General features: G+C 67.1%; 12 protein-coding genes. 3 read left to right on the top strand and 9 right to left on the bottom strand.

The features are described from left to right. On the top strand, positions 1-546 hold the full coding sequence (locus tag ACIQ67_RS05565; RefSeq protein WP_397533410.1) for a LuxR C-terminal-related transcriptional regulator: 546 nt from the start codon (positions 1-3) through the stop codon (positions 544-546). 17 nt (positions 547-563) lie between these two features. Here the strand turns inward: ACIQ67_RS05565 and fliB are convergent, their stop codons facing one another. Beyond that, positions 564-1,817, bottom strand: coding sequence for a flagellin lysine-N-methylase (fliB, locus tag ACIQ67_RS05560; RefSeq protein ID WP_397533365.1), 1,254 nt, complete (start codon positions 1,815-1,817; stop codon positions 564-566). Between the two features lie 145 nt (positions 1,818-1,962). Between fliB and ACIQ67_RS05555 the strand changes: the two genes are divergently transcribed. Beyond that, positions 1,963-2,445, top strand: a complete 483-nt coding sequence (locus ACIQ67_RS05555; RefSeq protein ID WP_397533364.1) for a GNAT family N-acetyltransferase — start codon at positions 1,963-1,965, stop codon at positions 2,443-2,445. A gap of 24 nt (positions 2,446-2,469) precedes the next feature. On the opposite strand, the gene ACIQ67_RS05550 is transcribed toward ACIQ67_RS05555, so the two are convergent. The 8 genes from ACIQ67_RS05550 to ACIQ67_RS05515 are packed head-to-tail and all read right to left on the bottom strand — an operon-like array spanning position 2,470 to position 9,893. Then, on the bottom strand, positions 2,470-3,219 hold the full coding sequence (locus tag ACIQ67_RS05550) for an arginine N-succinyltransferase (protein ID WP_397533363.1): 750 nt from the start codon (positions 3,217-3,219) through the stop codon (positions 2,470-2,472). Continuing rightward, a complete protein-coding gene (locus ACIQ67_RS05545) occupies positions 3,216-4,274 on the bottom strand; it encodes an arginine N-succinyltransferase (protein WP_397533362.1) in 1,059 nt (352 codons plus the stop codon). The genes ACIQ67_RS05550 and ACIQ67_RS05545 overlap by 4 nt, the downstream gene beginning before the upstream one ends. Positions 4,275-4,291: 17 nt before the next feature. Next, complete coding sequence (locus ACIQ67_RS05540) at positions 4,292-5,287, bottom strand: GlxA family transcriptional regulator (RefSeq protein WP_397533361.1); 996 nt, start codon at positions 5,285-5,287, stop codon at positions 4,292-4,294. A gap of 4 nt (positions 5,288-5,291) precedes the next feature. Beyond that, the gene (locus ACIQ67_RS05535; RefSeq protein WP_397533360.1) at positions 5,292-6,056 is read right to left on the bottom strand and encodes an ABC transporter ATP-binding protein; all 765 of its coding nucleotides are present in this window, start codon (positions 6,054-6,056) and stop codon (positions 5,292-5,294) included. 52 nt (positions 6,057-6,108) lie between these two features. Continuing rightward, entirely contained in the window at positions 6,109-7,224 is a 1,116-nt protein-coding gene (locus ACIQ67_RS05530; RefSeq protein WP_397533359.1) for a succinylglutamate desuccinylase/aspartoacylase family protein, read from the bottom strand. Next, entirely contained in the window at positions 7,225-7,911 is a 687-nt protein-coding gene (locus ACIQ67_RS05525; protein ID WP_397533358.1) for an ABC transporter permease, read from the bottom strand. It lies immediately after the preceding gene. Beyond that, positions 7,908-8,597 (bottom strand): ABC transporter permease, encoded by a 690-nt coding sequence (locus ACIQ67_RS05520; RefSeq protein WP_397533357.1) that lies wholly within the window; start codon positions 8,595-8,597, stop codon positions 7,908-7,910. The genes ACIQ67_RS05525 and ACIQ67_RS05520 overlap by 4 nt, the downstream gene beginning before the upstream one ends. Before the next feature lie 39 nt (positions 8,598-8,636). Continuing rightward, positions 8,637-9,893 carry a cyanophycinase gene (locus ACIQ67_RS05515; RefSeq protein WP_397533356.1) on the bottom strand — a complete coding sequence of 419 codons (1,257 nt, stop codon included), beginning with the start codon at positions 9,891-9,893 and terminating at the stop codon, positions 8,637-8,639. 301 nt (positions 9,894-10,194) lie between these two features. Between ACIQ67_RS05515 and ACIQ67_RS05510 the strand changes: the two genes are divergently transcribed. Further along, complete coding sequence (locus ACIQ67_RS05510; protein ID WP_397533355.1) at positions 10,195-12,987, top strand: TonB-dependent receptor; 2,793 nt, start codon at positions 10,195-10,197, stop codon at positions 12,985-12,987. Positions 12,988-13,153 lie beyond the last annotated feature (166 nt).

The following is a 13,153-nucleotide window of genomic DNA, read 5'->3' as shown; positions in this document are numbered from 1 at the left end:
CTGGACTACCGCACCGCCTTCGAGATGGCGCCCATCGGCCTGGTGCTGTCAGAGCAGCGCCGCATCCTCGACTGCAACCGCCAGGCGCTGGCCATCTTCGGCGCCCGGCGCGAGCAGCTGATCGGCCAGAGCTTCGCCCTGCTATACCCCAGCCCGGCCGAGTTCGAACGCACCGGCGAGCGCATCAGCGCTAGCCTGGACGAGCAGGGCTGGTACGCCGATGACCGCGTGATGCGCCGTGTGGCCGGCCCGGCCGCCGGCCAGCTGTTCTGGTGCCATGTCTCGGGCCGCACGCTGGACCCGGCCGACCCGCATGCCAAGGGCATCTGGAGCTTCGAGGACCTGTCGGCACGTCGCCAGCTCACCGCCGATCTGACGCCACGCGAACGCGAGATCGCGGCACTGCTGATCGAAGGCCTGACCAGCAAGCTGATCGGCAAGCACCTGGGCATCAGCCCGCGCACGGTGGATGTCTACCGGGCACGGCTGATGAAGAAATACGGCGCCGCGACCACGCCAGAGCTGATCAAGAAGATGCTCGCCTGAGACGCCGCTGGCTGCCTTCAGAGCACCAGAGTCGCCAGCACTTCCAGGCGCAGTGCATCACGCTCGCGCAGCGTGTCCAGCACATTGGGCATAAAGGCGCGGTTGTGCTCGATATTGCGCGCAATCACATAGACCACGCGGATGCAGTCCTCAACGCCGAAAGGCCGATCAGCGCGCGCCGCCAGGCCGATCAGGAAGAACTTGATCAGTGCGAAGCGCACCGCCAGGGCCATGAAGTCGGCTTCCAGCTCGGCCCGCCCGGTGCGCGGCAGCAGCGAGCTCATCAAGGCATTGAGCAGATAGTTCTTCAACACATGGGGGTGGGCCGCATCGAAAGGCGCGAACACCTGCTGCTCGGCCTCGACATAGCGCTGCAGGCTCAGCGCCGGGTCGCTGTCGGCGCCCAGTTGCAGGCCCTCGCGCAGGTCATCGACCAAGGCCTTGAACGACGGCCGGCCGCCATGCTCGGCGACATAGCGCCGGGTGGCGCCCATCAGCAGATCCAGCTGCACCTCCTTGGGAACAGCCAGTCCGCTCACAAGTTGCGGCGCACGGGCCAGCGCCTGCGGGTTCAGGTACTGGCCAAAGGCTTGCTCCAGCCCCGCTTCAGCTTCGGGCAGCGGCCGCTCGGCCAGCTTGGCGACCAGGCGCAGCAGCACGCCGCCATAGACCAGAGCCTGGGCCGCGCCAAGATTCGGCTGGCGGACCACGGCTTCCAGCGCGCCGCCGATCAGTTGCGCATGCTTGCGCACCAGATCAACCTCAGCCGGGTCGGCCTTGGTCCGACGTCGGCGGACCGGCACCAGGCTGCGGTTGGCAAAGCCCAGCGTCAGGTCCACCGGGTCCAGCGCGTCAGCGCTGCTCAGCGCCAGCCGCGCCGCTTCCGGGCAGCTGAGACTGGCCACCAAGCCCTGTGCATCGCCGTCCTCGGTGTAGACGCGGGGGTACTCGTTGCAGGTCACCGACAGGGCTTGCGCGCCCAGTCCGGCGTGGATCTGGCACAGACGCGCCTCGTCCAGAAAGGGGCAGGCCTGGGTCGGTTTCAACTCGATGGCCGCATAGCCGCCAGACGCCGAATCCCGGCTCTTCTTCACATGCTGCTTGAGCATGCTGGCCAAGGGCTCGACCTTGACGGTCTGGTACTGCTGATAGGTCGGCTTGTCGATCGCCACCCGCCAACCGGTGCAGCAGTTCTCCACGCAGGATGAACCGACGCACTTGAACTCCTGCATGTAACGCGGTGCCTGCACGACGGGACTGAACTTGCCCATGCTGAACCCAATCTTGGCTCGAACAAAACTGCATTGGAGCGCGCCTGAAGCTGCTCCGATGGATGGAACAGCGCCGGAAAACGGCGGCAATGCTCAGGGCCCCTGGCGCGCAAGCCGACACGCAGCTGTGCAGCAGAATCAGCCCATGCTGAGCTATCGAAGTGCTGTCACCTCCGACTTGCCTGCCCTGTGCGCACTCGGCGAGCAGGTCAATGCGATCCACCATGCCGCCCATCCGCAGGTGTTTGCCGCCGCCGGCGCGCCAGACCGGGACGAAGAACACTGGGCCGCCTGCCTGGGTCGCGATGACGCCAGGATCTTTGTTGCCGAGCTTGACGGCCAGCTCGTCGGCTTCGTCACTGTAGTGCTGGTCAACGAAGCGCACTCGCTGCTTCAACCGATGCGCTTCGGCCGCGTCGGCTCGGTGTCGGTCACCGAGGCGATGCGGGGCCGCGGCATCGGCAAGGAGTTGATGCGCCAGGCGCATGCCTTCGTGGCCGAGCTCGGTGGGCACGAGGTGCGCCTAACGGTCTGGGCCTTCAACGAGGCCGCGCTCAGGCTCTACCAGGAGCTGGGCTATGAGACACGCTCCCTGAACCTCGCCCGCCGGGCGGACGGCGACCGCTGACGGGCGCCAGCACGCGTCACCGCCTCACGCCAGCACTCGCTCCAGCACCGGCCCGCCATCGTCGATGCGCACATGGTCGGCGTGGGCAAAGCCGGCCCGCTGCAACGCGGCCTGCAGGGGCTGCAGGCGCTGATCCACCTGCGCCAGTGCGGCCTGCGCCGCGGTATCGAGGAAGGACAGGTACAGCGTCTGCCGCGGCAGCAGTGTGGCCAGATGGCTGCACCAGGCCAGGCCCCAGCGCTGCTGTGCCTCCCGCGGGTCGCCGGGATAGAAGACCTGCCCGAGCCCCTGCCAGAACGCTGAGCGGCCGGCCGCATCGCGCGATCCAGCCAGCTCGGCGATCAGGCGGCGGCCGAAGTCTTGCGGGCGGCGCGCGATCTCCGCCAGCGCAGCCGTGATCAACGGCGGCCAGAGCCCGGCGCTGTCGACGCCGGGCGCGGCACAGAAGTCCGCCAGCTCGCTCTGGCCAGTATGGTCGTTACCCAGCAGCAGCGTGGCCTGGCTCTGGAACAGGCCCAGCTCGGGCGCGGCATGCACCGCGCAACCCACGTGATAGCTGTAACGTGGCAGTTGCAGGCCCAGGCGGGCGCGCAGGCGCAGGCCGGCCAGCGGTGCGCCGGCGGCGCTGTCATGCAGCAGCAGCCAGCATTCGCCGGCCTGCAATGTCCAGTCGGGCTGCCAGCCCAAGGCATCGGCCCAGCCCTGCAGGCGCGCCAGCAGGTCAGCCGGCAAGGCCTCGGTGTACAGCACCGTCTCAAGCGTCATGCGGCTCATGCGCCCTCTCCTTCACGCGGCATCGGGTCCAGCGGCGTGACACGCAGGCGCTGGCCGTCCACCAGGCCCAGGCGCTGCGCAAGCTCATGGCCGGGGGCCAGTTCTTGCGCCGCCACCGGCAATTCAGCCAGCACGGCCATGAAGCCTTCGCGCTCCAGGCTGCAGGCGATATGCCAGCTGGCCAGGCCGAGGTTCAAGGCACCGGCATGCAGGGTCAGGCGGCGCGAGTGGCGCACGCTGCGCAGCATCGGCAGGCTGCTCTCCACCGTGGGGCCGCCGTCGAAGATGTCCACATAGCTGTCGGCATTGAAACCTTCGTCCTGCAGGATGGCGAACGGCAGCTCAGCCACCGGATGCAGCTGGCCGATGGCCCACTGTGCGTCGGCCGGCAGCAGTGGCACATAGACCGGCGAATGCGGCATCAGGTCGGCAATCACTGCCTTGCTGCGCCCGCCCACCACCCGCTCAGCTTGCGCGTAGTCCATATTGAAGAAGCGCCGCCCCACAGCATCCCAGAACGGGCTCGCACCCTGCTCGTCGCACAGGCCCGGGCTCTCGGCAGCGATGCGCTCGCTGAAGCGCTCGATGAACTCCTGGATGAACAGCAGGCGTGCGCGCGACAGCAGCTGCGGTGCAAGCGTGTGCTCATAGGCCGGGTCGATGTAGAAGGAGGTCAGCAGCGTGTAGCCGGTCAGGTCGTGGCACAGATGCAGGGTGTGCATGCGCTGGCTGACACCCAAGGCCGCCGAGGCATGCACGACGAATTCATTGCGGTAGCTGTAGAAGCGGTCGTGGAAGCCGGCGCTGGCGGCAATGCCGCTGGTGCCCACCACCTGGCCTGTGCCCCGGTCTTCCAGCACAAAGAGATAGGTCTCTTCGCCGCTTGCATCGTCGGGGCTGGCAAAGGCGTCCAGCGAGCGTTCGATGCGCAGGCGCAGCTGCGCCTTGTCCTCGGGCAGCGAGCTGATGCCATGCGCGCTGGCGGCGGCGATGCGCTCCAGTGCCGGCAGATCGCCGGGCGCCACCGGGCGCAGCAGCAGGTCAAGCGGATTCATCTCGGTCCTCTTCATCATCAGGATTCACCCTCAGGCCGGCGCCAGGCCGCGGCGCGCTGGCTGCGCTCATCGCGGGGCGTATGGCCGAAGGCCGCCTTGTAGGCATTGGAGAAATGCGGCCCGGACGAGAAGCCGCAGCTCAGGCCGATCTGCAGGATGGACTGACTGCCCTGCTGCAGCAAGCGGCGCGCCCGGCTCAGCCGCAGCTCCAGGTAGTAACGCGATGGAAGCGCGTCCAGGTGCTGCTTGAACAGCCGCTCCAGCTGGCGCCGCGACACACCGACCAGGCGTGCCACTTCCTCGGTGGGCAGGGGTTCGGCCAGATTGGCTTCCATCAGGCTCAGTGCCTCGGCCAGCTTGGGGCTGGCCGCGCCCATGCGCTCGGCCAGCGGCTGGCGCTGGCGTTCATCGCGGGCCCGGGCGCGTTCCTGGCCCAGCGCCAGGGTCAGGTCTTGCGCCAGGCGTTCGCCATGACGGCGCGCCAGCCAGGCGGGCATCAGATCCAGCACCGCCGTGCCGCCGCCGCAACTCAGGCGCGGCACCTGGGCGCCGCCGATCTCCCACACCCGCGTACTCCACAGCACGGCCGGCCAGGCATCGCCCATCGCTTCGGCCAGCGGCCAGCAGATGCTGGCCCGTTCACCATCAAGCAGGCCGGCCGCGGCCAGCACGGAGGACCCGCCATCGATGCCAGCCAGCACGCAAGCGCCCTGGCCCAGCGTTCGCAAAGCGGCCAGCAGCCCTGCCGGCGGCGGCGTGGCGCGCTGGCCAGCGATGACGAAGACGGCATGCCAGTCGAGCTGCTCGTCGAAGGGCTCGGTGTGCAACTGCACGCCCTCGCTGCAGGCCAGCAGGCCGCCATACACCGACACTGGCGAGGCCAGATACTCAGCGTCGTCCTGCAGGCTATTGGCCAGCTGCAGCGACTCGATCACCCCCGACGTGGCCAGCAGCGAGCAGCCCGGCAGCAGCAGGACGGCACAGCGAAGAACGGGCGGGTCGATCAGGTTCACAGCCTCACTTTAGCCCGCTTGAAAGAAACGCCTTCAACCGCTCGCTCTGCGGCCGAGTCAGCACCTCGCGCGGATCGCCCTGCTCCTCGACGCGCCCCTGGTGCAGGAACATCGTGTGGCTGGACACCTCGCGGGCGAAACCCATCTCATGCGTCACCACGATCATGGTGCGGCCCTCGGCCGCCAGATCGCGCATCACCTTCAGCACCTCGCCCACCAGCTCGGGGTCCAGCGCCGAGGTGGGTTCGTCGAACAGCATCACCTCCGGCTCGACCGCCAGCGCGCGGGCAATCGCCACGCGCTGCTGCTCGCCGCCGCTGAGCTGGGCCGGGTAGACGCTCTTGCGATGCGCCACGCCCACTCGGGCCAGCAGGGCTTCGGCCTTCTCGATCGCCTCGGCCTTGGGCACGCCCAGCACATGCACCGGCGTCTCGATGACGTTCTCCAGCACGGTGCGATGGGCCCAGAGGTTGAAGTTCTGGAACACCATCGCCAGGCGCGCCCGCCACTGCTGCAGTTGTCGGCTGGAGCTGGCGCGCAGGCTGCCGTCGCGGTCGCGCTCCAGCTTCAGGCTCTCGGCTCCCAGCCTGAGGGACCCTTCATTGGGCTGCTCAAGCAGGTTCAGGCAACGCAAGAAGGTGCTCTTGCCGGAGCCAGAGGAGCCGATCAGCGTGATCACATCGCCCGGTTTGGCGGCCAAGGACACACCGCGCAGCACCTCGCGCTCACCAAAGCGCTTGTGCAGGTTTTCAACGATCAGGCTTTCCATCGGATCTCTCTTGTTCTGAAGTGGGGGCGCTGGCGCGGGTGCAGCTGAAGATTCAGGCGCTCAGCAGCTTGCCGCTGCGCAAGGCCTGCTCACCGGCGACCTTGGCCAGTCGCAGGCCGGCATTGGCGTAGCGACGTTGCTCCCGGGCGTACAGCAAACCGTCGACCGGGCTCAGCAAGGCCGTCTTCTGGCCACTGATCGGATCGATCACCTCGACGATCAAGTCGCCGGCGCGCACCTCATCGCCGGGCTGGCGCGCAAACACCACAAGCCCCGCATGCGGCGCATGCAGCGGCATCGAGCCCTGCAGCGGACGAGCCGCACGGCGCAGCGGCGCAGGCTCAGCCGCCTCCTGAGTGATGAAGCCCTGCTCGGCCAGAAAGGCCAGCAGCCCCTGCGCATCCCGTGCGGCCAGCGCATGGCTGACATCCGTATAGCCGCGCAGCTCCACCGTCGCGGCAAAACAGGCCTGCGGGACCGGATGACGGCCATCGAAGTGGCGTGCCAACCGCCACCAGACCTGCGAGCAGGCTTCATCAAAGGGGTGGTCGCCCGACTCTTCAGCCAGCAGGCAAAGCTCGGCGTCGAGATGGCGGGCCAGGCGTTCGGCGTCAGCGCGCAGCGGCGTAGCGCTGTAGAGGTGCAGCACCGACTCGCAGTCGCAGTGCAGGTCCAGCACCACATCTGCGTCCAGCGCCAGATCGAGCAGGCATTGACGCAGGCTCTCCAGCTCGGTCTGTGGCGCCTGCTCGGCCAGGCACTCGCGCAGGCAGCGGCGCAGCAGGGCCACATTGGCCTGCGCATCCGGCCCCATCAGCGGGGCTGCGCGCTGCGCGGCGGCGCCGCTGAGCTCGGCATAGTGGCGGTTGAAGTTCTCGCCGCTGTTGGCATCAAAGCGGCCTTGATGCGCCAGCAGCTGCCATTGCGACAGGCCGATGGGGTTGCAGGCCGGCAGCAGCACGATCTCGCCGCACAGGCGGCCCTGCTGCTCCAGCCGCGCCAGCGCCTCGCGCAGGTGCTGGGCCACCAGCATGCCGGGCACTTCATCGGCGTGCAGCGCCGCCTGCAGCAAGGCCTTGCGGCCGCCGACCGGGCCGTAGTGCAGGCTCTGGATCTCGCGGCGGGTGCCGGGCGTGCCTTGCGCCAGCGGGTGGTGTTTGACTTGCATTCAGCGCGCCATCATCGGTTGCAGCCAGCGCGCTTCGGCGGCGCGCAGCAGGGCCACCAGGGCCAGGGTGATCACAAGATAGAAGACCGCCGCGGTAGCAAAAGCCTCCATCGGCTGGTAGTGGGTGGAGTTGACGTAGCGGGCCGCGCCGGTCAGGTCCATCAGCGTCACGATGCTGGCCAGCGAGGTGCCGTGCAGCATCATCACGATCTCATTGCCATAGGCCGGCAAAGCACGGCGCAAGGCGCCCGGCAGCACGATGCGGCGCAGCATCACCAGGCGGCTCATGCCCATCGCACGGGCGGCCTCGATCTCGCCAGCCGGCAGGGCACGCATCGCGCCAGCCAGGATCTCGGTGGTGTAGGCGCAGGTGTTGATCGCAAAGGCCGCCACCGCGCAGAACCAGGCCGAGCTCAGCCACGCCCAGGCAAAGCTGGCACGCACCGCCTCGAACTGCGCCAGGCCGTAGTACAGCAGGAACAGCTGCACCAGCAGCGGTGTGCCGCGGATCGCATAGGTGAAGGCCCAGACCGGCCGGCTGCACCACGGCGACGGCAGCACGCGCAGCACCGCCAGCGGCACCGCCGCAAGCAGGCCGATGAGCAGCGCCAGCAGCAACAGCTCAGCCGTGACCAGCGCGCCCTTGAAGAACTGAGGCAGGCTCTCAATGACAAGTTCCCAATTCACAGCTGCCCCTTTCTGCTGCCAATGGCCAGGTGCTGCTGCAGACGCGCGAAGCCCCACTCCGACACGCTGGTGAACAGCAGGTACATCAGCGCGGCGGCGCCGTAGAAGACAAAGGGCTCGCGCGTGGCGCCCGCCGCCAGACCGGCCCGGTGCATCAAGTCGGTGAGGCCGATCACCGAGACGATGGCGGTGCTCTTGACCAGCACCAGCCAGTTGTTGGCCAGGGCCGGCAAGGCGTGGCGCAGCATCTGCGGCGCGACGATGCGCGCGAACACGGGCCAGCGCCCCATGCCGAAGGCCAGGGCGGCCTCACGCTGTCCGGGCGGCACGGCGAGGAAGGCGCCGCGGAAGGTTTCGGTCAGGTAGGCGCCAAAGATGAAGCCGATGGTGGCGACACCAGCCACAAAGGGGTTGATGTCGATGTATTCCTCGTGGCCGAGCCGCAGCGCCATTTCATTGATCAGCGCCTGGCCGCCGAAGAAGACCAGCAGCATCAGCACCAGATCCGGCACCGCGCGGATCAGCGTGGTGTAGGTCTGCGCCAGGCCGCGCAAGAGGCGGCTGCGCGAGAGCTTGGCGAGCGCACCCAGCAAGCCCAGGCTCATCGCCACCGCCACCGAAGCCAGCGACAGGACGAGCGTCATCAGGGCGCCCTCCAGCAGGCTGGCGCCATAGCCGTGCAACATGGATCAGTCTCCGTACTTTTGTGTGGAGGCGGCTGTCGATCAGCGCTTGTCAGCCGACAGACGTTCGTACAGCGGGCGCTGCATGCGCACCGGCGTGACGTCCAGGCCCATGCGGACCACGGTGTAGTCCTCGCCGCCGAAGCCGCCGGTGAACCAGCCCATCGTGGCGGGCAGCTTGTGCAGGCGGAACTCGAAGCCCAGATCCGGCTTGTCATCGCCCTCCACCGCTTGGCCGGTGAAGGCCAGGCCGGTGACTTCGGCATGTGGGCTGTCCAGCAACTGGCCCATCGCGTTGACGATGGTGGTGTCGCCCAGCATGTCCGGATAGAAAGGCTTGTTCTTGAAGTAGGGTCTGAAGTCGGCCGCATGCGGGTTGATGCGCAGGTCGCGCGCCTTTTGCGGCGCTGGCGTGGTCTGACCGGTCTTCAGGTCGTGCTTATCGCCGCGGTCCAGATAGGTCAGCTGCGCGCCTCGCACATTGAAGGCCGGCAGCTTGGCGTCATGGCTGGATGCGCCCAGGTCCACCAACAGCGCGCCCTTGGCGCCGATCACTTCGACCGAGTCGCCCTTGATAACGGCGGCGCTGTTCTCCTCGACGCCCAAGCCCAGCTTGTAGCCTTTGGCCTGCATCAGCGGCAGCATGCGTCCGAAGCGACCGCGCTTGAGGAAGTGCTGGTCGATGAAGAGATCGGGGCCGACGAAGCCGATGCCGCGATCAATCTCCTTGCCCTCGCGCAGCCGGCCCTTGAGCACCTGCATCGAGTCCTGTGCATCGCGGAACATCACCGTGCTCATGATGGCGGCACCCGCGCTGGTGCCGGCCACCACACCGCCTTTGCGATAGACCTCCCAGATGGCCTTCAGCATCTCGGTGGGCTGGCCGCCGGGTTGCAGCGTGTCGACGATCAGTTCCTGCGCGCCGCCCGAGAAGAACACCGCGCGCGCCGTGCGTACACGCTCGATCAGCGCCGGGTCGTTGAGGTTCTTGGCCAGGTCCACGTCTTTCAGACGCGGCGCCACCGGGATGTGCTCGGCCACCGCACCCTGACGGCTCAAGGCCTCGATGATCTGGCCGGCGCTGCGCTGCGGGTTGCCCGCGGCGGTAGCGAACACCGCAAAGCGCACTCCGGGGCCGCCGGCTTCATCGACGATGCGCTTCCACACCGCATCGTTGTCGAACTTCAGCGCGCCGCCAATGGGAATGGCGGTCTGTGCACCAGCACCGGCAGCCGCCAGGCTCAGGACAAGGGCCAGCAGCCGGGGCGTGAGGGAAAGAGGCAGGAGTGAGCGTGACATGGGCGGCGAGAGGTTAGGCAATGGCCGCCATCTTGTCAGCCGAGGCAGGCGGCCGCCAGCGGGATGGACCCAGGCGCAGGCCGATCGGGCCGCGCCATGCAAGCGCATGTCGCATTCAAGCAAACCGTTCAGGCGCGCTGCTGCCGCTGCTTGCCTGCAAGCGACGCGCACTTGCGTGCAAGCGACCACCGCGCCGAAACCCCATAGGCAAGTCAAAGCGCTGAAACCTAGAGTGGCCTCCGGTTCGATACCCGCCCCTCATCCACCCTCCTCCACCCCTTATCGCCAAAGGCTTCACAAGATGTCCAAGCCCCGTCAGCCGAGCCGCCGTACCGCTGCGCTCACATTGCACACACTCAGCCAGATCAGCCAGGCCGCCCTGTTGGCCGCACTTGCCAGCGGCGCCGCGCTGGCGCAAGAAGCCAAGCTCGAGCGCGTCGAGGTCACCGGCTCCAGCATCAAGCGCATCGACGGCGAGACCGCACTGCCGGTGCAGACGCTCAAGCGCGAAGACATCGCGAAGTCCGGCGTGACCACCGCTGCCGAACTGATGAAGAACATCAGCGGCAACACTGCCGGCCTGACCGACGGCGCCAGCATCACTGACAACCAGGGCGGCCAGCGCGGCTTCAACGGCGCCAACCTGCGCGGCATCGGTGTCTCTTCCACACTCATCCTGCTGAACGGCCGCCGCATGGCGAACTTCGCCTCGCCGGGCGACAGCTCAGGTGTGGACCTGAACAACATTCCGGCCGGTGCGATCGAGCGCGTCGAGATCCTCAAGGATGGCGCTTCGGCGATCTACGGCACCGACGCCATCGGCGGCGTGATCAACTTCATCACCCGCAAGGACTACCGCGGCGCGGACGTCAACCTCTACGCAGCCCGCACCCAGGAGGGTGGCGCCGAGAAGACCACCGCATCGGTCGGCGGTGGCGTTGGCGATGTGCGGAAGGACGGCTTCAATCTGTTTGGCGTGCTGGATGTGCAGAAGCTCGGTGCGCTGAACTCGCAAGACCGCGACTTCATCAAGGAACGCCCGCTGGCCCAGAACCTGCCGCTGTATCTGTCCTCGCGCACCTTCCCGGCCAATCTGCGTCTTCAGGGCAGCAGCAGCTCGCGTCGCGCTCAGCTCGCCGCGCTCAAGGCCGGTGGCTACAAGGTCAACGGCCAGGACGTGGTCGAGCGCACCTTCAACCCGGCCGCGCCGACCTGCAACCCACCCGGCACCGTGTTCGCGCCCTTGAACCTGCCCCAGGCCTGCAGCTTCGACTACCTCCAGGACACCGAGATCTATCCCGAGAGCGAGAAGCTGTCCTTCCTGAGCCGCGGCGTGCTCAAGCTCAATGCCGACACCGAGCTGTTCGCAGAGCTGCTGAAGGCCCGCGCCACGACCAAGTATGTCAACAGCCCGGTGCCCGTGCAGCTGTTCGACGTGCCAGTCAGGGTCATCAACGCCAACCTGAGCAACAAGCTGCCGCTGCCTGACACCCAGCTGATGACCTTGCGTCTGCGTGCGGATGAGGCCGGCAATCGCAGCAACACCGTCACCAGCGACGCCGAGCGCCTGGTCCTTGGAGTGAGCGGCCTGTTTGCGGATTGGGACTACACGACCGCTGTCAACCGTGCCGTCAACAAGACCAACGACTCCTACGTCGATGGCTACTTCCTCTACGACAAGATGGTGGCCGGTGTGCTCAACGGCACCATCAACCCGTTCGGCCCCTCGTCAGCCGCAGGCCGCACCCTGTGGGACAGCATCCGCGTGCAGGACGACGCCCGCAAGGCCAAGGGCGTGACCACCACCTTCGACTTCAAGGCCAGCAGCACGCTCACCGAGCTGCCCGGCGGTCCCTTGGGCGCGGCAGTCGGTGCGGAGGTCCGGCGCGAGACCACATCGTTCACGCCCTCGGCCCTGCTCAACACCAACCTGATCGCAGGCGACCGCGGCACCTCGGGCGACTCGCTCGGCAACTTCGGTGGCGACCCCAAGCGCGACCGCGTGGTGGCGACCAGCAACAGCCGCAACATCGGCAGCGTCTACGGCGAGTTGAACGCGCCCTTCACCAAGCAGCTGGAAGTCCAGGTCGCCCTGCGTTACGACGACTACGGCGGCGTCGGCAGCACCACAAACCCCAAGCTGGGCGTGCGCTTCCAGCCCAGCAAGCAACTGCTGCTGCGTGGCTCGGCCGGCACGGGCTTCCGCGCACCGACGATCAGCGAGCTCTATCGCCCGATCAGCTACGGCTCGGCCTCGGCCTCACCGACCGATCCGGTCTGCGTGAAAACGGGCTTGTCGCCGGTCGATTGCTCCGGCCAGCCGCCGGTCACCCGCTACAGCAACCCGAACCTCAAGCCCGAGAAGTCCAAGCAGGCGTCGTTCGGCGTGGTGTTCGAGCCGATCAAATCAACCACGGTAAGCCTCGACTACTGGAACATCCGCAAGACCGATGTGATCAGCGACATCGGCATTCAGACCATCATCAACAACCAGACCAAGTACGGCAAGCTGATCACACGCGACGAGTTTGGCGAGCTCATCACCAACATCGATCTGCGCAAGGAGAACCAGGGCGAACTCAAGACCTCCGGCCTCGACCTGGAAGCCAGCTGGCGCGGCACCAACACGGCCTTCGGCCGCTTCGGCCTGAACTTCAGCGGCACCTATGTGCTCGAGTACAAGCGCCAGTTCGGCGTGGGCGAGCCCTTCGAGAACAACGTCGGACGCTTCCTGAACGACCAGGTCATCCAGCGCTGGCGTCACCGCGCCAGCATCGACTGGGACATGGGCCCGTTCGGCGTGACGCTGGGCAACACCTACTACTCCAGCTATGCCGATCAGAGCACCATCTTCAACCCGGTGACGAACAAGCCGGCCGATCCGCGTACCGTCAAGGCCTACTCGTTGTTTGACGTTAGCGGCTCGTGGAAGGTGGACAAGTCGATGCGCGTGCGCGTGGGCATCCAGAACCTGCTGGACACCCAGCCGCCGTTCTCGAACCAGGACCAGTACTTCCTGGCCACCTATGACCCGACCTACACCGACCCGCGCGGGCGCACCTTCTATGCCAGCCTCAGCTACTCGTTCCGCTGATCACTGCGTTTGAGTGAAAGGCCGGACCGCAGGGTCCGGCCTTTTTCATGTGCGCTCAGCATGAGCGCACTCTTGCGGGTGCAAGTCCCGCCGTAAGTTGATCACAGCGAACGAAGCGAAGCGCAACTGCACGAGGGCGACCGAATGTGGGGAGGAAGCGTGGAGC

Source organism: Roseateles sp. (assembly GCF_044373315.1).
In the GTDB taxonomy this organism is placed as follows: domain Bacteria; phylum Pseudomonadota; class Gammaproteobacteria; order Burkholderiales; family Burkholderiaceae_C; genus JACDQM01.
Note: the sequence above shows the minus strand (reverse complement) of the source record. Positions and strands in the feature narration are given on the sequence as shown.